The 20,402-nt window shown below is 41.4% G+C and carries 20 protein-coding genes; 4 read left to right on the forward strand and 16 right to left on the reverse strand.

Annotation, left to right across the window (positions count from 1 at the left end; translation table 11 throughout):
• Positions 1–167: 167 nt before the first annotated feature.
• Both VSA01S_RS13380 and aroG read right to left on the reverse strand, forming a co-directional pair.
• A complete protein-coding gene (locus VSA01S_RS13380; protein WP_039979978.1) occupies positions 168–1,730 on the reverse strand; it encodes a methyl-accepting chemotaxis protein in 1,563 nt (520 codons plus the stop codon).
• Positions 1,731–2,143: 413 nt separating this feature from the next.
• Entirely contained in the window at positions 2,144–3,196 is a 1,053-nt protein-coding gene (gene aroG, locus VSA01S_RS13385) for a 3-deoxy-7-phosphoheptulonate synthase AroG (protein WP_039979977.1), read from the reverse strand.
• A 573-nt stretch (positions 3,197–3,769) separates the two neighbouring features.
• Here aroG and VSA01S_RS13390 point away from each other — a divergent pair.
• Positions 3,770–4,747 (forward strand): OmpA family protein, encoded by a 978-nt coding sequence (locus VSA01S_RS13390; protein ID WP_039979975.1) that lies wholly within the window; start codon positions 3,770–3,772, stop codon positions 4,745–4,747.
• Positions 4,748–4,919: 172 nt separating this feature from the next.
• Here VSA01S_RS13390 and cyoE read toward each other — a convergent pair whose 3' ends face one another.
• Genes cyoE through VSA01S_RS13410 form a run of 4 tightly spaced genes read right to left on the reverse strand, consistent with a single transcriptional unit; the run spans position 4,920 to position 8,180 of the window.
• Positions 4,920–5,828, reverse strand: coding sequence for a heme o synthase (gene cyoE, locus VSA01S_RS13395; RefSeq protein ID WP_039979974.1), 909 nt, complete (start codon positions 5,826–5,828; stop codon positions 4,920–4,922).
• A complete protein-coding gene (locus VSA01S_RS13400; RefSeq protein WP_039979973.1) occupies positions 5,821–6,846 on the reverse strand; it encodes a COX15/CtaA family protein in 1,026 nt (341 codons plus the stop codon). Before VSA01S_RS13400 ends, cyoE begins: the two co-directional genes overlap by 8 nt.
• A gap of 9 nt (positions 6,847–6,855) precedes the next feature.
• Positions 6,856–7,392 (reverse strand): redox-active disulfide-containing membrane protein, encoded by a 537-nt coding sequence (locus VSA01S_RS13405; RefSeq protein WP_039979972.1) that lies wholly within the window; start codon positions 7,390–7,392, stop codon positions 6,856–6,858.
• On the reverse strand, positions 7,389–8,180 hold the full coding sequence (locus VSA01S_RS13410) for an SURF1 family protein (protein ID WP_039979971.1): 792 nt from the start codon (positions 8,178–8,180) through the stop codon (positions 7,389–7,391). The genes VSA01S_RS13405 and VSA01S_RS13410 overlap by 4 nt, the downstream gene beginning before the upstream one ends.
• Here VSA01S_RS13410 and VSA01S_RS13415 point away from each other — a divergent pair.
• Complete coding sequence (locus tag VSA01S_RS13415) at positions 8,179–8,412, forward strand: DUF2909 family protein (RefSeq protein ID WP_039979970.1); 234 nt, start codon at positions 8,179–8,181, stop codon at positions 8,410–8,412. The genes VSA01S_RS13410 and VSA01S_RS13415 overlap by 2 nt on opposite strands.
• A 99-nt stretch (positions 8,413–8,511) precedes the next feature.
• Here the strand turns inward: VSA01S_RS13415 and VSA01S_RS13420 are convergent, their stop codons facing one another.
• The 4 genes from VSA01S_RS13420 to coxB are packed head-to-tail and all read right to left on the reverse strand — an operon-like array spanning position 8,512 to position 12,818.
• Positions 8,512–9,396, reverse strand: coding sequence for a cytochrome c oxidase subunit 3 (locus VSA01S_RS13420; protein WP_039979968.1), 885 nt, complete (start codon positions 9,394–9,396; stop codon positions 8,512–8,514).
• 12 nt (positions 9,397–9,408) lie between these two features.
• On the reverse strand, positions 9,409–9,996 hold the full coding sequence (locus VSA01S_RS13425) for a cytochrome c oxidase assembly protein (RefSeq protein ID WP_039979967.1): 588 nt from the start codon (positions 9,994–9,996) through the stop codon (positions 9,409–9,411).
• 21 nt (positions 9,997–10,017) lie between these two features.
• Complete coding sequence (gene ctaD, locus VSA01S_RS13430; protein ID WP_039979966.1) at positions 10,018–11,658, reverse strand: cytochrome c oxidase subunit I; 1,641 nt, start codon at positions 11,656–11,658, stop codon at positions 10,018–10,020.
• Positions 11,655–12,818, reverse strand: coding sequence for a cytochrome c oxidase subunit II (gene coxB / locus VSA01S_RS13435; RefSeq protein WP_083932213.1), 1,164 nt, complete (start codon positions 12,816–12,818; stop codon positions 11,655–11,657). Before coxB ends, ctaD begins: the two co-directional genes overlap by 4 nt.
• A 372-nt stretch (positions 12,819–13,190) precedes the next feature.
• Here coxB and VSA01S_RS13440 point away from each other — a divergent pair, with 372 nt between their 5' ends.
• Entirely contained in the window at positions 13,191–14,885 is a 1,695-nt protein-coding gene (locus tag VSA01S_RS13440; RefSeq protein ID WP_039979982.1) for a phospho-sugar mutase, read from the forward strand.
• 91 nt (positions 14,886–14,976) lie between these two features.
• Here the strand turns inward: VSA01S_RS13440 and VSA01S_RS13445 are convergent, their stop codons facing one another.
• Positions 14,977–15,609, reverse strand: a complete 633-nt coding sequence (locus tag VSA01S_RS13445; RefSeq protein WP_039979963.1) for a LysE family translocator — start codon at positions 15,607–15,609, stop codon at positions 14,977–14,979.
• A gap of 150 nt (positions 15,610–15,759) precedes the next feature.
• Entirely contained in the window at positions 15,760–16,377 is a 618-nt protein-coding gene (locus VSA01S_RS13450) for a fumarylacetoacetate hydrolase family protein (RefSeq protein ID WP_039979962.1), read from the reverse strand.
• 205 nt (positions 16,378–16,582) lie between these two features.
• Between VSA01S_RS13450 and VSA01S_RS13455 the strand changes: the two genes are divergently transcribed.
• Positions 16,583–17,422: a DMT family transporter gene (locus tag VSA01S_RS13455; protein WP_039979960.1), complete on the forward strand. Its 840-nt coding sequence runs from the start codon at positions 16,583–16,585 to the stop codon at positions 17,420–17,422.
• Between the two features lie 55 nt (positions 17,423–17,477).
• Here VSA01S_RS13455 and VSA01S_RS13460 read toward each other — a convergent pair whose 3' ends face one another.
• Genes VSA01S_RS13460 through VSA01S_RS13475 form a run of 4 tightly spaced genes read right to left on the reverse strand, consistent with a single transcriptional unit; the run spans position 17,478 to position 20,391 of the window.
• A complete protein-coding gene (locus tag VSA01S_RS13460; protein ID WP_039979959.1) occupies positions 17,478–18,560 on the reverse strand; it encodes a hypothetical protein in 1,083 nt (360 codons plus the stop codon).
• 20 nt (positions 18,561–18,580) lie between these two features.
• Positions 18,581–19,144: a fimbrial protein gene (locus VSA01S_RS13465; protein ID WP_021711442.1), complete on the reverse strand. Its 564-nt coding sequence runs from the start codon at positions 19,142–19,144 to the stop codon at positions 18,581–18,583.
• Entirely contained in the window at positions 19,137–19,685 is a 549-nt protein-coding gene (locus tag VSA01S_RS13470) for a fimbrial protein (protein ID WP_021711443.1), read from the reverse strand. Before VSA01S_RS13470 ends, VSA01S_RS13465 begins: the two co-directional genes overlap by 8 nt.
• A gap of 10 nt (positions 19,686–19,695) precedes the next feature.
• Positions 19,696–20,391, reverse strand: coding sequence for a fimbrial biogenesis chaperone (locus VSA01S_RS13475; RefSeq protein WP_227739137.1), 696 nt, complete (start codon positions 20,389–20,391; stop codon positions 19,696–19,698).
• Between the last annotated feature and the right edge of the window lie 11 nt (positions 20,392–20,402).

Here is a 20,402-nt window from a genome sequence, read left to right on the forward strand (position 1 = left end):
AAAAGAACTGCTTGCTTAATCACTGATTATTATTAGTTTCTTCTACTGCCTATCTGATGGCTTTTGACAAGAAACAAAAAAGCCCCGTCATGAATGCGGGGCTTTTTTGTTACAGCAAACTCGTGATGACGTTAGCCTCGCTTGTGTTAACATCACTTTTCTCCAAATCACTTCTCCTCAAATTGATTAGCAAGTTGATAAAAGTCTTGCACTTGTTCTTTTAATTGTCTGCTATTTTGCTCGACGGAGTTCGTCGCTGCAAGATTTTGCTCAGCAGTGGAGGCAATAGAGTGGATATGTTGATTCACGTCACTAGACAACTGAAGCTGTTTATCTGCAGAATCTGCTACGTCGACTATTAATCCACTCATGCTTTGCATCATTTCTTCTACCTCGGATAAACGCCGAGTGCTTTCTTCTGCTACTTTTGCACACGTATCAGTTTGCTCTTTATTGGCAAGGATCTCTTTTTGCCAACTTTGAATTGTACTCAGCATTGCTTCAATAGAAGAATGGATTTGTTCCGTTGCACTAGACGTTCTGCCAGAAAGCGCTCTTACTTCGTCAGCTACAACGGCAAAGCCACGTCCTTGTTCACCCGCTCTAGCCGCTTCTATTGCCGCATTTAATGCCAATAAATTGGTTTGATCAGCAATACCAGCGATCTCTTCCATAAGATGGCTTACTTTTTGCGCTTGATCACTGAGTTGATACGTCGTTTCCGTTGCTTGCTCTGCTTGTTGGCTCAGCTGTGTTAAGTTGGTATGTGTTTGGTTGATTGTTTCTTTAGCTACTAAGCAAGACTTCAATGTGTCATCAATCAATAGATGCGCGTCATGAGTGCTCGATGAAACCGAATTTGCCGAGATTTGCATCGACTCAGCCGCATCACGAACTTGTTTGATATTTTTATTTTGTTGATTAAGTGCAATAGAAGCTTCAGTTGTGGTTTGACTCAGCTCCTCAGCACAATCTTGCAATGGCAAAGCAGAGTCTGTCATGCGGCCTAAGACTGTACGAATTCGGGCAGAAAGTAACTTTATATGGTAATCAGCAATTGAAAATGGCTTATCCCCTGAATAAACCAAACGACTGATGCTATCGTATTGGGATTCCAGTTTCTTAAACTGCAAGGGAGTGTCAATAAGTTCATGACGAAATAGAACGACAAGCGTTCCTATTGGGAGCAATGCTGCAAGCCATGCCAATGGACCGTCAATTGGCAAGCCAATGCTTAAAGGTGGTGCAATTAAGGCAATGAAAAGAGTAAGGTAACGTATCTTATCTTTACTCTTCCAACGTTTGGCATAAGGTCTTTTTTCCGCTTTTAAGAGACTTCGGTAGGCTTTCTCTGCCGACTTTACCCATACTTGCTTTGGTTTGACCCGAACAGACTGGTAACCCACTACCTGATGGGATTCATAAATTGGGGTAACATAGGCATCTACCCAGTAATAACCTCCAGATTTGGTTTTGTTTTTCACCATTCCACGCCATGCTTTACCTTGCTTTAAATGTGCCCACATATCAGCAAATGCAGCTTTCGGCATGTCATGGTGTCTCACAATATTATGATGCTGACCTAACAGTTCCTCTCTGGCATATTCTGCAATATCACAAAATGCATCGTTACAATAAGTAATAACGCCTTTAAGATCGGTTGTAGAAACCAATTTATCTGTTTCTTTAAGGTGTGTTTCTTTGTATGTATGAGAATCTAAAGCAGGCATAGGATGAGACTTCTTGTTTTATGGATATATCGTTTGAAAACAGCACCAAGTTCGCTTCTTAGTTACTGGGAATACTCACTTCACAGCATATTCATTTTTTATGTATGCTACACAAAGTGCATGTTGGAATCTGCGAGCATTAAGCTTTTTGTTTTTGCAATCTATGCTAAAGCGCTAAAATTATTTTTTACACAACAAGATGTTAAAGAAAAATCGTTGTGAAAGCGACTGGCAAAACACAAAATATTTACCTAGATAACATTGAATCAACAGTTGCTTTCGAAGATGTGAAGTTTTTCGCAAAAAAGAAATGCATTTCATGGAGGGCGGCTAAGAACTAACAAAAAAGCCAGCATGTTGAGCTGGCTTTAATCTTCAATCATTCGGATATTTATCCAAATTGAAAATGAGATCTATTTCTCACGACGAGCTTTTACAGCGTCTGAAAGCTGACGAAGAACGGTTTCGGTATCTTCCCAGCCAATACATGCATCAGTGATCGATTGACCATAATTGGCCGCCTTACCACTCACTAAGTCTTGACGACCTTCAACAAGGTGAGACTCGATCATCACACCAAAGATTGCATCTTCGCCACCAGCAACTTGTTCAGAAACATCATCTGAAACCAGCATTTGACGCTTAAACTGTTTAGAGCTGTTTGCATGACTGAAATCAATCATCACTTTTTTCGGTAAGCCAGCTGATTCTAGTTCATCTTTAATTTGAGCAACATGTGCTGCGCTATAGTTTGGCTCTTTACCGCCACGTAAGATAATGTGGCAATCAGGGTTGCCAGCAGTCTCTACAATGGCAGAATGACCATATTTAGTCACTGATAAGAAGTGGTGTGACGCGCTTGCTGAACGAATCGCATCACTCGCAATTTTAATATTACCGTCGGTGCCATTTTTGAAGCCAACTGGGCAAGATAAGCCTGATGCAAGCTCTCGATGAACTTGAGATTCGGTTGTACGAGCACCAATCGCCCCCCAACTGATTAAATCTGCAACATACTGAGGTGTGATCATATCCAAGAATTCACTGGCAGTAGGCAAGCCCATATCCGTAAGATCAAGCAGAAGTTTACGACCCATTCTTAAGCCATCATTGAGTTTGAACGTATCATCCATATAAGGGTCGTTGATCAATCCTTTCCAGCCTACCGTTGTTCTTGGCTTTTCAAAATAAACACGCATTACTACTTCAAGTTGCTCTCCAAGTTCGTCTCGTAAAATTTTAAGTTTTTTACCGTAAACTACTGCCGCTTCAGGATCATGGATCGAGCATGGGCCAACGATCACTAATAGTCGGTCATCTTTACCTTCTAATATATTATGAATCGCATTTCTACATTCAAAAGTGGTTGAAGAAGCCGTCTCTGTAGCTGGAAATTTCTCTGTTACTGCGATCGGCGGCAACAATTCTTTTACTTGATTAATTCTTACATCATCAGTCTGAAACATTACTTCTACTTCCTAGTTACTGTCTTGGCTCATTATTTATCTTATTTAGCCAAATACGAAATGGCTTCACTGGCTGTTCTATCAACCTTAAGCTCATTTATTTTCTTGGTATAAGTAACTTATCGATTTAGAAGTAGAGTTTCAATCATTTTTTTCAAAAAAATGCAAACAATCCCAACCATTAAAAACTAAACATCATGTAAATAAAAGCTTACACGAGCTATGAATTATAAGTTGACAATCACGATTGGATATTATTCATACTGAAATGACTGAGCTTTTAACGATGCTATGTCAACAAAGACATTAAAAAATACAATAAAGTGCTACTTATTAACGCCGGGTTCACATAAGTCATTTAAAGCTAACTTAAGTTTATCTTTGAATGAAAATTTTTTGACTATACTTTGAATGTTTGTGATGAGGCTCGCGCCGCTTTTTCTAACACTGTCTAAGCTGTTGAAGCCTGTGTCCAAATCGAAATAATACTAAACAGGTATCTTAATACTACTTAGTACTTTCTTGTCAATGAAACTAAGTAGAAGTGACATGTAATCAATACAAGGAAACACTATGAAAAAAGTAGCAATTGCAGTAGCAGCAGTGGTGGCTGGTGGTCTGATAAACACTGCTCAAGCTGAGATGTATCTTGGGGGTAAATTGGGCATGACTAGTCTGGATAATGCTTGCTATCTAAACAGTCCTTGCGATGATGATGGGTTTGGTCTTGGTTTGCATATCGGTTACGACTTTACTGATATGATTGCACTAGAATATGGAGTAGATTACCTCGGTAATTATGAAGCAAACTTTAAAAATGGCAATACCGTTGATGCTATTGATGGACATCTATGGGCGCTCACACTTGCTCCAAAGCTTAACTGGCATGTAAATGACACTTGGAACTTGTTTGCTAAACTTGGTGGTGCATACATGATCTCTGGTAGCGAAAAAGACATTGTTCCTACTGGATCTCTAGGTGCAGAATACACGATTGACAGTAACTGGAGTGTGCGTGCTGAATATCAACGTTATCAAGGCTTTTCTGATAATGTGATTGACGATATGGACGCCAATTTCTTTGGCCTTGGTGTTAACTACCGCTTTGCTCCGGCTCCTGTTATTGCTGCGATAGTGACAGAAGAAGTTATTGAGGTAGAACCTGTTTTACTTACTCGTACACACAAAGAAGAGTACGGTACAGGCACATTTGAGTTTGACAGTGCTAAACTAACAAACACTGTAACTGAGCGCCTAAACAATTTTGCAAGCTTCTTAGAGGAGTTCCCACAAGCTCAAGTTAATGTAACCGGCTATACCGATAACACGGGCCCAGCAGCTTACAACCTTAAGCTTTCTGAACGTCGCGCTCAAGCTGTTGCTGATTACTTAATTTCAGCAGGTATTAATGCAGAGCGCTTTACTGTAACAGGTAAAGGTATGGAGGATCCGGTAGCAAGCAATAGTACTGCAGAAGGTCGTGAGAAAAACCGCCGCGTTGAGGTTGTGGTTCCTGAATTCCAATACGAAGAACTCGTTCAACCAGAATAATATAAGTGGTTCAATGGGTTTTCTAGCCCATTTTAATCATTTGTTCATAGCTAAAGAGGGGCTTATTGCCCCTCTTTTTTTCGTCTACTCGTATCGCCAACCCTATCCTTTATTGCCAAGTAACCTTCAGGATTCATATACAGCAAGACGATTTTAGCTCTCAGCAAGGGATTTAAACTATAACTTGAGTAATATAATGGTCCGCTAACAAGGCGATAAATAGCCCCAACAAATGACCTATCGAAAACTTAAAGGTATCCATTGCAGTATTAGGTTCAGGAGAAAACTTGAGTTTCCATGCGTAGTAAATAAAACCACCGTTAAGGATAAGAGCTGAAAACAAATAAATCATTCCAACCATACCAACCAATACGGGTAAAATACAAACCAAAGTTAAAAGGACCGTGTACAAAAGTATGGATGTTTTTGTATATTCCACACCATGAGTAACAGGCAACATTGGAATATTCACTTTTCGATAATCCTCGACTCTATGAATCGCTAAAGCCCAAAAGTGAGGCGGGGTCCAAATAAATATGATCATAACCAATAGCCAGGCATGGGCATGAAGTTCCCCCGTTACAGCCGTCCAACCCAATAATGGTGGCATGGCACCGGCAATACCGGCTATCACAATATTTTGTGGTGTAGCCCGTTTTAAGTAGAGTGTATAGACCACAGCATAACCCAGTAAGCTTAGTAATGTCATCCAAGCTGTCAATGGGTTAACCCATTGATAAAGTAATACAAAACCAAAACAACCCAGAAAGGAAGCAAAAGTGGTCACTGAGAAAGGGTTCACATCTCCAGAAGGCAACGGCCGCTGATGGGTTCTGTCCATCTGTCTGTCAATTCGTCGGTCAATTAAGTGATTAAACGCAGCGGCTGCCCCTGCCATGCATCCGATGCCCATTAAACCCAATATCGCCTCTAACCATGGAAAATTGACGACAGGTGCAAGACTCATTCCAACAACAGCGGTGATCAGCATAAGTAGCACAACCTTAGGTTTGGTCAGTTGCAAGTAGGCTGACCAAGCTTTTTTACTGCTCTCTAACATTAAAATCGATTCATTATTCATAGCGAACTCCTTTCGCTTGAGCATACTGATAAGTATGACTTTGCCATATATAAAACTGACTCACACAAATCAAGGCCAGCATTAGAGCCGCCCCCAAGTTATGTGCAACGGCGACATAAATAGGTAACTGAAATAAGACATTGCTGATACCCAAAGCAATCTGGCACAAAAGTACAAAGCCAAGCCAAAAGGCTATTTTTTTGGCCGAAGAGAATTGTTGTTGGTATAACACCACAATGTAACTTAGGACAACGGCGGCTGTAACCATAGCTCCAATACGATGGCTAACATGAATAGTCATGCGTTCCGGATAATCCAACACACCAAATTCGTAACTATCAAATCCTGTTTGCCAAAAAGAAAACGCTTCTTTCCATGATAAATGCGCCTGCCAATTACCTTCACAAATTGGTAATGAAGTACACATAAGCGCGGCATAATTTGAGGAGGTCCAGCCTCCAAGTAAAATTTGCATGGTAACAATACCAAGAGTAAACACTGACAGTAACTTGACCCCTTTTGAGACTAAAGCAACTGGCTCTGGAGGAAGAGAATGAGACTTCAATTGACAATAAAAAACAGCTTGGAGTGCCAGTAGAGTAAAACCACCGAATAAATGCAGCATAACAATACTTGGCATCAGTTTTAATGTCACCGTCCACATTCCTAAAGCGGCCTGACCTAAGACCAAAAGACAAAGTAAAATTGGGATAGTTGCATCAACATCTTGCTTGTTTGTTGCCAATATAGCCATAACTAGGATAACAATCCCTAGTGAACCAGCAAAATAACGATGGATCATTTCTAACCAAGCTTTACCTTGCTCGACTGCCCTTTCAGGAAATAAAGCATTAGCTGTAGAGACCTCCTCTTGTGTTTGAGGGACAAGTAACTGCCCATAACACCCTGGCCAATCAGGGCATCCCAAGCCAGCATCAGCTAAACGAGTGTAAGCCCCCAGCATGATAACGACGAGCGTAAGGCAAAGACTGAATTTCACTAAATGCTCTAATCTCATGACTTCTCCTTAGCCAACTCGTGACAGCTTAAGTAACTTACGTAAATCAGACAGCATATCTTTATTTAGTTGCACCAAGTCATCTTGACCTAAAGTGGTATAAGCCATTACCAACTGCCCTAAAGGATCAACAATAACAATTTGCCCTGCGTGCACCTGTTGAGACAAACGTTCATTCATTTCCATTAAGGCTATTGAATCATTGGGTTTTTGAGTGTTTTGAGGTGCCCAAATAATAGGGATAACGCGTTCCTGATATTTTCCTAAAGCAATATGGCTCTGCTTAATTAAATGAAGCTGCTGTTGGCAGCGACTGCCGCACTGAGAAGGAAGAACATAGGCGAGTTGCCAACCTTTTTTAATATAAGGAGAGGCTTGTCCTAATTGGGTTAAAGTGGTGTATGGCTCGACTAACTTGCCTCGGTTTGTTGCTCCGGGTTGATACCAGCCTTGACTCAGTACCAATTTAGCAATGATGGCAGGCAGAGCAAATAAGCCGATCAATGCGATTAAAGAAAATCGCCCTTTTGCTACTTTAGATATCATGCCTCACCTCCCTGTGAGCGTACACTACGTATCCAGCGAAATAACACCATTAGAGTTATCAATAAAAATACCCCTGCCATTACAAACCATTGAAAAGAATAACCAAAATGTTTTTCACTGGTCATAGGAAGCGGATTCCATGGAAAAGAGTAAGGCCAAGATTTGAGATTATCTGGCTGAATAACAAACGGAACTAAGTCAATATTGAAGCTCTCAGCCAGTTGCTCAATATTCAAGTTTTGTATGCGGACAGGGTTACCCTTTTCTGCCATCAGATCTGAGCTTAGAGGGTTGTTTGACTTTTGATAGGTACGACCTGTGATTAATTGCCCTTCTTCGAGTTCAATCACTTTCGGCAATGCTGTTCTTGATACGAGCCCTTCAACGAAGCCAAGTTCCAACAAAACCAATGGAGTATTAACAAATGCCTGATTAAAAGGCAGATTTACAGCATTAATTGCCACAATTTGGTAAGCAAGGTAACCCACTTTTCCAGCATAAGTTTGATTATCCAGCAAAATAATAGGGAACTCTTGTGGCAAGACTTGTGCTTGCACTTTAAACCCTTGAAAACGATTTTTACTTTCACTGTAACTTAGCAAAATCGCGATATCTTGATGTGGCGCTTTGCGCTTTTGTTCCATCGCCTTCTCTAAAGCCCATTTTTCATTGCCTCGATCTAGCTGCCAGATGCCGAGTTTGACCAATGCTAAAAACACAGCCACAGTTAAGCAAACTGCTGCCCAAAAGCTAGCAGACAAACCTAACAATGAACTAGGAGATTTCATGTCCATCACTTTTTTATTTAAAACAACGTTGGTTTTATTGCTGCTTTTCATCATATTCAACCTTGCCAAAGCGTTGATCGAAATGGTTAAAGACAATCCAGAAAACAGTGAGAACAGGAAACCAATGAGTCATTACCTTGGACGTCGAGTCATGTTTTCTGCTCTCGTGATACTGCTTCTACTTTTTGCTCTAAGTGCAGGCTGGATCTCACCGAATCCCAATCCGTACTAGTCATTCCATTTATCTCAGCTCAGCAATGCGTATTTTAGTGGTTCTTACTTTAGAGGTGTAGCCGTTGCTTTGTCTCAAGTTTGCTTCGATTACATAGACTTAGATTACATAGACAAATACAAATAAACATAACCAAACCACATCAACGAAATGCCAGTACCAACTCCCCGCTTGAAATGCAAAGTGGTTATGAGGAGAAAAGTGATCCTTGGCAATCCTCGACAATAGAACAAGCAAGAATATGGCACCAAGACACACATGCAACCCATGAAATCCAGTCAACATAAAGAACGTATTGCCGTAGATCCCAGATTGAAGAGTGAGTCCCATTTCTTGATAAGCATGAGCATATTCAACATATTGGTAATAAAGGAAAAACCCTGCAAGTACGATGGTAAGCTCTAACCAAACAATCAACGCTGTCCGCTTATTTTTTTCTAAACTGACATGGGCCATATGTAACGTAATGGATGACAGTAAAAGTAAAATAGTATTCATGAGTGGGATACCATTCCATGGCATCGCTTCTGTTGTCGTCCCATCTGGTGTCGACGTTAAAGGCCAAATAGCCTCAAAGTCAGGCCATAACACTTCGTGTGTCATGAAATTATTATCAGCGCCACCCAACCATGGCACAGAAAGGATTCTGGCATAAAAAAGAGCACCAAAAAATGCACCAAAGAACATCACTTCTGAAAAGATAAACCAGCTCATCCCCTGCCGAAATGAGCGGGTAATTTGTGCACTGTATTTACCCGTTAATGATTCAGTAATTACATTACTAAACCACCCAGCTAAAATATAAAGCAAAGACAGCATGCCTAAAATCAGAATGATTTTGCCAAAGGTCCCTATCTCACTTTCCGCTTGAATACCTTGGACAGTTAAACCAGCACCAACTGCAATCAAAAAAAGAGCAAAGGCAGCGACAATAGGCCAATTGCTTTGTGCAGGAACATAATAACTCTCGGGCTTGTTACTCATAAAAATCGCTCCTTACAGACGGCTTGTCTGTGGTTCACTCCTCAGAAGGCTGACTAGGGATGTTTCGTCAGGCTGAGGGGGAAACTTGTAGAGTGTATAAGACAAGGTCAACGTATGAATTGAATCCGGCACATTAGGTTCAATATAAAAAATTAATGGCATACGTGCTTGCTGCTTGCCTTCAAGAGGCTGTTGGTTAAAGCAAAAACATTCAATTTTATTGAAATATGCGGCTCCTAAACCAGGAGACACCGAAGGGACAGCTTGACCAATAAGCGCCTGTTCACTCTGGTTAAATGCAAGATATTCCGTTTGAATCACTTCGCCAGGGTGCACATTCATCGAAACCACGCTGGGTTCAAACTCCCATGGTATTTCCGGTGTAATGTGAGCCATAAACTCGACTTTAATGGTACGCGTACGGTCAATTTTCATTCCTGTAGGTTGGATTGCTGCGACATCACTAGTTTTACCATTGATCCCTAGTGCATCACACATAACGTCATACAGAGGCACTAAGGCGTAGCCAAAGCCAAACATCAAGGCTGTGGCTAAGACCAGTTTAACGGTTAATTTTTTGTGGGAGGTTTTGGCTTCCATATCCTTCACCTTACTCTGCTTTTAGTCGATCTTTGGTGGCGTTGAAAAGGTATGATATGGCGCAGGACTCGGCACCGTCCATTCTAAGCCTTCAGCATGCTCCCAAGGCTTGGCTGGTGCGGGCTCCCCACCTCGTATGCACTTGATCACTAACCATAAGAAAATGAGTTGAGACAAACCGAAGGCAAAGCCACCAATTGAGACAATTTGATTCACATCCGCAAATTGAATTGCATAATCTGGAATACGACGTGGCATGCCGGCTAAACCTAAGAAATGCATCGGGAAAAATAAGAGGTTTACCGAAATAATTGAACACCAAAAGTGCCAAAGACTCAGTCTATTGTCATACATATGCCCTGTCCATTTAGGCAACCAATAGTAGGCTGCTGCCATAATCGAGAAAACGGCTCCCGATACCAAGACATAATGGAAGTGAGCGACGACAAAGTAAGTATCATGATATTGGAAGTCTGCAGGTACAATCGCAAGCATTAGGCCTGAAAGCCCACCAATCGTAAATAAAACAATAAAAGCAATGGAAAACAGCATGGGTGTTTCAAATGTCATCGCACCACGCCACATGGTTGCGACCCAGTTAAAGACCTTCACTCCGGTCGGGACCGCTATGAGCATCGTACAGTACATAAAGAACAGTTCTGCAAATACAGGCATTCCCGTTGTAAACATATGATGCGCCCATACCAAGAATGACAACAGTGCGATGCTACAAGTGGCGTACACCATTGAGTGATAACCAAAAAGCTTTTTGCCAGTAAACGCAGGAATGATGGCAGATATGATGCCAAACGACGGTAAAATCATGATGTAAACTTCTGGATGCCCGAAGAACCAAAAGATATGTTGGAACATGACAGGGTCACCGCCACCAGCAGCATCAAAAAAGCTCGTGCCAAAGTATTTATCAGTAAGCACCATGGTTACGGCTCCAGCCAAAACAGGCATGACAGCAATCAATAAAAACGCAGTAATCAACCAAGTCCATACAAACATTGGCAGCTTAAACCAAGTCATACCAGGCGCTCTCATGTTGACGATGGTGACAATGACGTTAATCGCTCCCATAATCGAGCTGATACCCATAATATGAACAGAAAAAACAAACAGTGCTGTACTATCGGGGCCATATGTAGTCGATAACGGAGCGTAAAAAGTCCAACCGAAATCCGGCCCGCCTCCGGGTAAAAATAGCGAGCCAATCAAAATCAAAAATGCAAAGGGAAGAATCCAAAAGCTTAGGTTATTCATACGAGGCAACGCCATATCTGGAGCGCCAATCATTAATGGGATCATCCAGTTAGCTAATCCGGTAAAAGCAGGCATAACCGCGCCAAAGACCATAACCAGCCCATGTACTGTCGTCATTTGATTGAAAAATTGAGGGTCAACAAGTTGCAAGCCTGGTTGAAAAAGTTCGGCTCGGATGACCATTGCCATTGCCCCACCAATAAGAAACATCGCAAAGCTAAACCAGAGGTAAAGCGTACCAATATCTTTGTGATTGGTAGAATATATCCACCTAGCCAGTCCTTTTGGTGCATCATGGTGGTCGTGATCGTCTTCAATGACCATCGTTGTGTTCGCACTAGTTTGTGCGTCAATAGGCGCAGACTTAACCGCAGGATCGATTGGTTTACTCATATTCCCTCCTTGGCACTTTCCTGTGCTTTAAAGGCATTAATATCAGATGCTTGGACCGTCTCACCAGTATCATTACCCCATGCATTACGTTGGTAGGTAATAACAGCAGCGATCTCTTTATCACTAAGTTGATTCGCAAATGCCTGCATAGCAGTACCAGAACGACCATTCACTATGATATCAATATGATTTTCGACAGGCCCTAACGCAATTGTACTTCCCTTAATAGCTGGAAAAGCACCTGAAAGCCCTTCTCCGTTGGCTTGATGACACACCGCACAGCGCGCAGCGTAAACCGCTTGTCCTTCTTCCATCAATTCTTCCATAGAAAGTTCCTGCGTTAGGGAGGCTTTTGCTGCGGCTTTTTGTAGTGCAAGTTCTTGTTTTTTCCCTTCTAGCCATTGATCGAATTCATCTTCTTCCATGGCGTGAACTACAATGGGCATGAAGCCATGAGCTCGACCGCATAGTTCTGCACATTGGCCTCGGTAAACACCTGGCTTATCAATCTTGGTCCATGCCTCATTGATAAAACCAGGTATCGTATCTTTTTTAACCGCAAAATCAGGCACCCACCAAGAGTGGATAACATCATCCGAGGTCATTAGAAAACGAACTTTACGATTAATGGGCAATACCAGAGGGTTATCAACTTCAAGCAGATAATGCGCACCTTTGGCTTCAATGCCATCGATTTCTTTTTGGCTGGTGGCCAAGAGACTAAAAAACTCAACATCTTCGCCAAAGTAACTGTAATGCCACTTCCACTGTGATCCAGTGACTTTGACCGTCAGATCTGATTGCGTTGTATCTTCCATTGCAATCAAGGTTTTCGTTGCGGGTATCGCCATCGCGATTAAAATAATAACGGGGATGACCGTCCAGATTATTTCAACTTTAGTACTTTCATGGAAATTCGCCGCGACGGCACCTTTCGACTTGCGATGACGTAAAATAGAGTAGAACATCAACCCAAACACAATCAAAGCTATGGCACAACAAATATAGAAGATAAGCATATGCAATTCATAAACTTGCCCACTAATTGCTGTCACACCTTTGGTCATGTTGTATTCATTTTGCTCTGACCAACTGGACGAAGAAAACGTGATAAAAATCACATTCATCAATAAGGCTAGAGTAGTTGCTAATCTTTTCAAAAGAACTCTCCCCTGTTCTCTCGCTGTGTACTAGCGAGCTGCTTTGCTTCCTGATGCAAATATCGAACAAATTTAATAAAATTTGTAGAAACTTATGATTCACCACCTTTTGTTGTATTTATGTTAAAAGGCTAGTAATAGTTCTATCTTTCTTCAAGGTATTTGATGCGAATTAATTCTCAAATTAGGGGCTATTCTTAGCTATTTGCCGATGTACAACTTTGAAATCTAACTGAGAAACATTTACATTAAGTAGCATCGATGGTGTGGGTAATGATGAGGGCTGTTCACCTTCGTAATTCAACGAGATTTGAAGAAAAAAGTTCTTCCCTACCTTCACCGATGTTGCCAATGACTAAGGAAATCACCACTATGACAACGCAGACAACACTATGGCTTGCAAGAGATCCTGATCCCAAAACACGCGAAGAGCTTCAGCAACTTATCGATACTGGTAATGAAAGTGAATTGCAAGATCGTTTCAGCTCGCGTTTGGCTTTTGGGACCGCAGGGCTTCGTGGTAAAGTAGGCGCAGGCCCAAATCGCATGAACCGCTTAGTGATTCAAGAAACGGCGACTGGTCTCGGTCACTATCTGATTGAACAAGTGCAAGACGCATCCTCTCGTGGCGTGGTTATCGGTTACGATGGTCGGCCAGATTCGAAACAGTTCGCATACGATACGGCTTCCGTACTTGCTGCTTTAGGCATCAAGGTTTACCTAACCTATAAAGTAGCAGCAACACCCATTGTCGCTTTCGGTGTTCGTGAGTTAAATGCAGCAGCAGCGGTCGTCGTAACCGCAAGCCACAACCCACCAGAGTACAATGGCTTTAAAGTATACTGGGAAAATGGCGCACAGATTATTCCACCGCACGATTCTGGTATTGCCGCAAAAATCGATGAAGCAACAGCAAAACCGCTTCCTCTAATGTCACTGGACGATGCGAAGCAAAAAGAGTTGTTGGTGTGGCTTGAAGACGAGTACTACCAGACGTACCGCAATGCAATCAACGATAATACTCTGCTAACACCAGATAGCAACACAGATATCTCGATAGTTTACACCGCGATGCATGGTGTCGGTGCAGAGATGGCAGAAACATTACTCGCAGATGCTGGCTTTGAAAAAGTGGCAAGTGTTCCAGAGCAGCGTGAACCGGACGGTATGTTCCCTACCGTAAACTTCCCGAACCCTGAAGAAGCTGGCGCAATGGACATGGTTATGGCACTGGGTAAATCTGTCGACGCTGATATCGCCTGTGCAAACGACCCTGACGCAGACCGCTTTGCAGTGGCGGTAAAACGCCCAGATGGTGAATACCAAATGCTAACTGGTGACCAAGTGGGTTCATTGTTCGGTGATTATTTACTACAGGTGCAGCCAAAAGCACTCGTTGGCAATACCATAGTGTCTTCTCGCCTATTGAGCAGCATTGCCAAAGCACACGGTGCAGAATACTACCAAACGTTAACGGGCTTTAAATGGCTGACCAATGTAGCAATGACACAAGAGACAGAAGCAAATCCGTTCCTATTTGCTTACGAGGAAGCTCTTGGCTACACCGTAGGAAACAAGGTATGGGATAAAGATGGCTTGTCAGCACTGGTCGCTTTCTCTCAATTGACAGGTAAACTGAAAGCACAAGGCAAAACGCTGTGGGATAAGCTAGAAGAGCTATATCGCCAACACGGTTTCTACTTCAACGCGCAACGCAGTATTGCACTTGACCCTAAATCACCACCAATCGGTGACAAACTGCGCGCAAATCCACCGAAAGAGATCGCGGGTAAACGTATTGAAGTGATTGAAGATCTGAAGTTATCACTTCGCTTTGTAACTGATGGCACTACAGAAGCGATTAACTTACCAGCGAGTGACGTACTGGTTTACCACCTAGAAGACAAATCACGCGTGATTGTCCGCCCTTCCGGTACCGAGCCAAAGTTGAAGTGCTACTACGAAGTCATCAGCGACTTCCCTGCTGAGATGGATTACGCGCAAGCTAACCAAGCTGCGGAAGCGAAGATGAACGCATTGATCGAAGCACATCAACAAAGTTTGTAATTCGAGTTTGAAACATCGATTCTGGAAAACAGAAAATGCAAAAGCCAGCGAGTGCTGGCTTTTGTATAAAAATCTGATTTCTTCCTACACGTTACATTACAAAGCTACTGAGCATCCACACCGCGAGAATAACGAACACCAACCCCATCACTTTGCCTTGGTACATACGGAATTTGTCATTTTCCAATAACCCTTTTCCTAAGGTACCCGCCAACGCAACCAACAAGATGTTGAATAGCAATCCCAGCACGTTTAAAAGCAAACCAAGCGCAAGCATTTGCTCACCCGAAGATGCAGTAATGTTGCTAGAGACAAACTGAGGTAAAAACATGACAAAAAAGACTAAGGCCTTAGGATTGAGCAGATTACTCATCAATGCACGCTGATAGTAGGTCAACGCCATTTTATTTTCTTTCACTAATTCAGGAGCTAAAGAGGCTTCTGATTTCAAACAATCCCAGCCCATTTTCAGTAAGTAGGCACCGCCAAGCAGATGTAACACCTTAAGAGCAACAGGGCTCATTGCGATTAATGTCGACACCCCCATTGCAGCCAACAAGGTCAAAATAATACCCGATGTCGCATTACCTAAACTGGCAAATAACCCTACTTTTTTACCGTAGCTCATACTTGAACTAGCAATCAATAACATATCAGGGCCAGGTAATAGAAGCAGAGCGATTACTGCGGTGAGATAAACTGGAAGTATCGTAAAATCAATCATTCTTTTGCCGCCTTTTATAACAAGCAGCACATTTTATACTAATACTTCTATTACAACCAGACTAAAAATAAAAGACACAAATCACTTTAATTGGAGCTGATATTAGGAGTGATGTTATTAAAGACGCTCTAAGTAAGCCACTTTAGCAAGTTAAACAGCAACCCATTCGACTTCAAGTAAAGTAACATCGGCGCATTTTAGACGACCAAGAAACACATCCCCTTTATGGACTTCACCGACTCCCTTTGGCGTCCCCGTCATCACTACATCGCCATCTTCAAGTGTTGTAAAAGAACAGAGCTCATTGAGAATGGTTATAGGGGGGTAAATCATCTGTTCTACATGCCCTTTTTGCACATGAACGCAGTTAATCAGTAGCTCCATATGTAAGTCATTAACATCAAGCCCCTCTAAGGGAAGGAAACGACTAAATACTGCTGAGCCATCAAACGCTTTAGCACGTTCCCAGGGTAACCCTTTTTGCTTTAACTCTGTTTGAGTATCTCTTTTGGTCAGATCAAGGCCAAGGCCTACCGCAACGTATTTACCTCCTTCAATCAAAAAACAGATTTCCGTTTCATAATGCAGAGCAGTTTTTTGGTGACTTGAATACAAAGTTGGCGAAATAGCAGTAGCAGGTTTATTGAATACCACCATTTGATCTGGCATCAAGTTATCGAGTTCCTTGATATGCTCTACGTAATTGCGACCTACGCAAACAATTTTGCTCGGTTTGATCTTGGTGTCGTTAAGATGAATGCTTCCCATCACTGCTCCCTGTAAAACTGACTTGTAAACCTGTACTCAAGCGATCTGTAATGCCTCAATCTAATACAACATTATTAATGGGCTAAGAAACACTTTTTGTTGGCTAACCTACAATTTAGAACGTATGATTTCAACCATAATTCCTCCAACATACAGATCTTGGACAATAGTGTTGAATCATAATCCCATTCAAGGAGCGTCTTGGATGCTCACCGCAGGTTTTGCGTTTGCTGTTGTAAATAGCTTAGCTCAAATCGCAAGCATCCACTTTGGTGTGACCTCCACGGCATTTGCTCTATTTCAATACGGTATTGCTCTATGTGCGATACTGCCTTATTTAGCATCACTTGGTATCAAGCAATCTTTACAAACTGAACATCTGGGGCTGCATATTGTACGTGTTTTCCTCGCAGTAATCGGCATCCAATTATGGCTTTGGGCATTAGCTTACCCTGTTCCCATTTGGCAAGGTATCGCTCTTTTAATGACTTCCCCACTTTTCGCGACTATTGGCTCTGGTTTATTCCTAAAAGAAAAGGTTGGCGGGGCGAGATGGATTGCAACCATAGCTGGCTTCATTGGAGCCATGATCATCCTTGAACCTTGGTCTGATAGTTTTTCATGGGCATCACTCCTCCCTGTTGGTGCTGCATTCTTCTGGGCATGCTATGCATTAATGGTCAAGAAGCAATCTTTAAAAGAGCCCCCACAGACTATTCTCGTCTACCTTTTTTTACTCATTACCCCTTTTAACATTCTGCTTGCAATACCGTCCTTCGCAGTACCGCAAGAGATTAATGTATGGGGGGTCATTCTTGTGGCAGGAATATTAACCGCGCTAGCACAGTGGGCAGTCATTAAAGCTTACGCTGTTGCCGATGCATCTTTTGTTCAGCCTTTTGATCATGCCAAGCTGCCGCTCAATGTCTTAGCTGGATGGATAGTATTTGGTTGGGGCCCCCCGGGAAGACTTTGGCTTGGAGCGGCGATCATTATTGCTTCGATTGCCTTTATTACCCATTGGGAGTCCAAAAAGACAAAGTAAATAAACTACAAGCTACTCAAAGGTATTAAAAACATTCGAGTAGCTCCAAGATTCACTATTCAATATTGATACTCAAAACAGCATTTCCGGTGAATGGACCAGTGGCTGTTGCTCCCTCGGAAGGTTCAGTGAAGAAAAACCTTGAGTATACGCCAATAGTACCTTTTTGCATTGTAAAAGAGCCTTCATTATAAGAGACATCATTATAAGTAAAAGAAACTCTACACAAACCTTGCTGACCACAACTAAAAAAGTTTTGAGGCGAGTCGAGAGGCGAATTGTTTAAACTTTTCGCTTTCACATGAATAGTCGTATTTTCTTTACAGCTGATATCTAAATTCTGAGTATCAGACTTGTGGCCATTAGCGCTATTATTTGCAGGGATACTGCCATGATCAAGATGTATCTCGCTTGGACTGAATTCACATCTATTTGTTACGCTTAAATGAATATTTGCCATTTGTATATTACTATAACGTTGTACGTAGCTTATTGCCTGTTCTGCGTTGATAATACCTGATGAAAGATACTTATTTTCTAAATAACCGTAGGTATAATCGAACGAAAGATCATATTCTCCACCGGGAATATGTGAATTTGCTGCAAGGGACAGCCTTAGTTCGACATCCGGCATCCAAAAACGTACGTATTTATAGTCCACACCTGTCTCAGTACAGTCACCTGTAACTCCAGCGACAGTATGTCCAACAAGTATCCAATCAGCCCCTCCATCACGTAACTCAAAGCCTGGAGGAGGAATGAGCTGTGTCTCTATCGTCACATTACTACCAATTTCCTGAAACTGAAGTCTCTTAGGTATTTTTAAAACAGCCCATTTAGTCTGCGCTCCTTGTGAATAAGAGGTTGGATAATTCGACAATTTTACATTTAATCTATCAGTCGGCTCAGCAAAAAGAGAAGTACCACTTGCCACCCAAAAACCATCTCTATCAGAACTTGGGTTTCCGACAATAGTCACAGATGTTTCATAACTGTTTCCTTGTATCAGATCTATGTTTAGTACAGGCATAGGGCTACTCGTCGCCCAAAGTACCATACAAGAAGGAGCAACTGGCGCTGCAAATAAACTTACACTGCCCAAACATAAAAAACAAAATACGATAATATTTCTCAACATAAATCCACCGCTATAGCTATTCAAAAATAAAAAACATCCAAAGTAGCATGCGCATAAAAACTACCCGCTTCTAATGGTTTACTATCACGATTGTATAGTGTTGATAAAAAAGTAAATAAAAATGAACCATTACCATTTTCTGACATACCATCAATCAAAGGGCTGCCATATTGCCCGCCTTTACCTGATCCGATTAATAACTGAGTATCTCTCGTATCACCCTGCCAAAGTTGGATTCCAAAACCATCGTAGTTTTGCTCAGATGAAAGTGACGCCTTCAGAATATTTTCATAAGATTCAGGATTCCAATTTAATGTCTCCCCGAGCACCTTAATAAATACCGAAGTGTAAGGCGAGCAAGAAACAGGGATTGTGGTTAGAATAGCAGCATCATCAATTTCATTGACATTGACCGTCTTAAAATCAACTGAAATTGTATTTCCATTATTAACAGTGCAGGGAATCATAAGTAAATTACCTGTTACAGTAATTGGAATGTCATCTGCTCTAGCGCTAGAGTTTAAAGAAGACAAAAATAATAATAACCCCATTGCCATTACATTAGATATTATTATTTTACTCATAACGCACCTCGAATGTTGCTCTAGCGGAGTAGTTATCAGCAACAACACTTTTGTTTTCTAAAGCATCAGGGGTACTTTTAATAAACGCTGAGAAATTTACAGTTATATTTTCGTCATTTATCTCAATGGGATACCCAGAGTCACCCTCTCCAATTGTGACTAACTCACCTTGTTCATCAAGAACTCCAAGACCTATCTTGCCTTCATTTTGACCGGAGACTTTGAGGTATTTGTGCTGTAAATTACCCATGCCTTCTTCAGTTTCACCATTGAAATAAATACTTATTGCGCCAGCTTGATTAAGGTTACAGTTTATAAGCTTAATTTGAAAAGGCATTTCAACTGATTTACCAGGCAGATAATTCATATTTAATGCAGGTATATCACGTAAAGTGACATCTATATCAGAGTTGTTGGGATCTATTATACAAGGCGAGTCCAGCAGCTCACCTTTAAAGTTCATATCAACTGCAAATGAATGAAAAGAGAAGCTGAATAAAAACAGTGATATATAAGCGTTGAAACGTATCATACTTTTCATACCTAAATATTTACTTCTTAACCTTACAGGTTTTTCTTAAGCAATTAAATTCTAAGACCTTAGTTCCACCCCAATCATTGATATAAGAAAGATAGAATTGCTTGCCTAAATTTTTATCTAAGAACTTATCACTTTTAGGTTCAATCATAAAAGGTTTGAAGTCATAACTGTTTTGTTTATCTGCTGAGCCAGAAACACCAATCACAGAGATATAATAAGGAGTAGGGTTTTTTATAACATAACCCTTAGCTTGTGCTTCACCAATCAATTCCTCTTGCCATATATAATTTTTTCCTGGCAAGATCGATTCAGGTCGATAGAAAAATTTTATTTTTGTTTGAAGAGCGATCTGGAGTGAATTACTTTGATCGCTTTTGGGTGGAACTTCTCTTAAGTTAAAGTAATATAATGACTCTCTATCTGTGGGTAAGTCTTTTATTAAATTTGACTGTGAAATACGAACTGAACTTTTCTGACCGGGTTCAATTCTCTGAACCATAGGAGAAACAATAAAAGGACCAATACGTACTTTATTGAATTCACTGTCTTCCAGCCAAGACTGTGCAAGATAGGGAGATAATTCATTATCATTTTTGACAGTCAAGGATATGGCTTTTTTATCACCGGGAAAAATCACTCGGGTTCTATCCAGTGAAACCGCAGCTAAGCAAAGTCCTGGTAAAGTAGCCAGAATAGAAAAAGTCATTAGCTTCTTCA

It is taken from the genome of Vibrio sagamiensis NBRC 104589 (genome assembly GCF_007990935.1).
GTDB classification, from domain to species: Bacteria; Pseudomonadota; Gammaproteobacteria; order Enterobacterales; family Vibrionaceae; genus Vibrio; species Vibrio sagamiensis.

What these genes read in the sequence shown, in the direction of transcription:
- VSA01S_RS13410 (WP_039979971.1), bottom strand. Translation starts at nt 8,180, where the DNA reads ATGAAATCTCCTAGTTCATTGTTAGGTTTGTCTGCTAGCTTTTGGGCA.
- aroG (WP_039979977.1), bottom strand. Translation starts at nt 3,196, where the DNA reads ATGTTTCAGACTGATGATGTAAGAATTAATCAAGTAAAAGAATTGTTG.
- cyoE (WP_039979974.1), bottom strand. Translation starts at nt 5,828, where the DNA reads ATGAATAATGAATCGATTTTAATGTTAGAGAGCAGTAAAAAAGCTTGG.
- VSA01S_RS13405 (WP_039979972.1), bottom strand. Translation starts at nt 7,392, where the DNA reads ATGATATCTAAAGTAGCAAAAGGGCGATTTTCTTTAATCGCATTGATC.
- VSA01S_RS13415 (WP_039979970.1), top strand. Translation starts at nt 8,179, where the DNA reads ATGTCCATCACTTTTTTATTTAAAACAACGTTGGTTTTATTGCTGCTT.
- VSA01S_RS13425 (WP_039979967.1), bottom strand. Translation starts at nt 9,996, where the DNA reads ATGGAAGCCAAAACCTCCCACAAAAAATTAACCGTTAAACTGGTCTTA.
- VSA01S_RS13475 (WP_227739137.1), bottom strand. Translation starts at nt 20,391, where the DNA reads ATGACTTTTTCTATTCTGGCTACTTTACCAGGACTTTGCTTAGCTGCG.
- VSA01S_RS13440 (WP_039979982.1), top strand. Translation starts at nt 13,191, where the DNA reads ATGACAACGCAGACAACACTATGGCTTGCAAGAGATCCTGATCCCAAA.
- VSA01S_RS13445 (WP_039979963.1), bottom strand. Translation starts at nt 15,609, where the DNA reads ATGATTGATTTTACGATACTTCCAGTTTATCTCACCGCAGTAATCGCT.
- VSA01S_RS13450 (WP_039979962.1), bottom strand. Translation starts at nt 16,377, where the DNA reads ATGGGAAGCATTCATCTTAACGACACCAAGATCAAACCGAGCAAAATT.
- VSA01S_RS13390 (WP_039979975.1), top strand. Translation starts at nt 3,770, where the DNA reads ATGAAAAAAGTAGCAATTGCAGTAGCAGCAGTGGTGGCTGGTGGTCTG.
- VSA01S_RS13380 (WP_039979978.1), bottom strand. Translation starts at nt 1,730, where the DNA reads ATGCCTGCTTTAGATTCTCATACATACAAAGAAACACACCTTAAAGAA.
- ctaD (WP_039979966.1), bottom strand. Translation starts at nt 11,658, where the DNA reads ATGAGTAAACCAATCGATCCTGCGGTTAAGTCTGCGCCTATTGACGCA.
- VSA01S_RS13420 (WP_039979968.1), bottom strand. Translation starts at nt 9,396, where the DNA reads ATGAGTAACAAGCCCGAGAGTTATTATGTTCCTGCACAAAGCAATTGG.
- VSA01S_RS13465 (WP_021711442.1), bottom strand. Translation starts at nt 19,144, where the DNA reads ATGAGTAAAATAATAATATCTAATGTAATGGCAATGGGGTTATTATTA.
- VSA01S_RS13460 (WP_039979959.1), bottom strand. Translation starts at nt 18,560, where the DNA reads ATGTTGAGAAATATTATCGTATTTTGTTTTTTATGTTTGGGCAGTGTA.
- VSA01S_RS13455 (WP_039979960.1), top strand. Translation starts at nt 16,583, where the DNA reads ATGCTCACCGCAGGTTTTGCGTTTGCTGTTGTAAATAGCTTAGCTCAA.
- VSA01S_RS13400 (WP_039979973.1), bottom strand. Translation starts at nt 6,846, where the DNA reads ATGAGATTAGAGCATTTAGTGAAATTCAGTCTTTGCCTTACGCTCGTC.
- VSA01S_RS13470 (WP_021711443.1), bottom strand. Translation starts at nt 19,685, where the DNA reads ATGAAAAGTATGATACGTTTCAACGCTTATATATCACTGTTTTTATTC.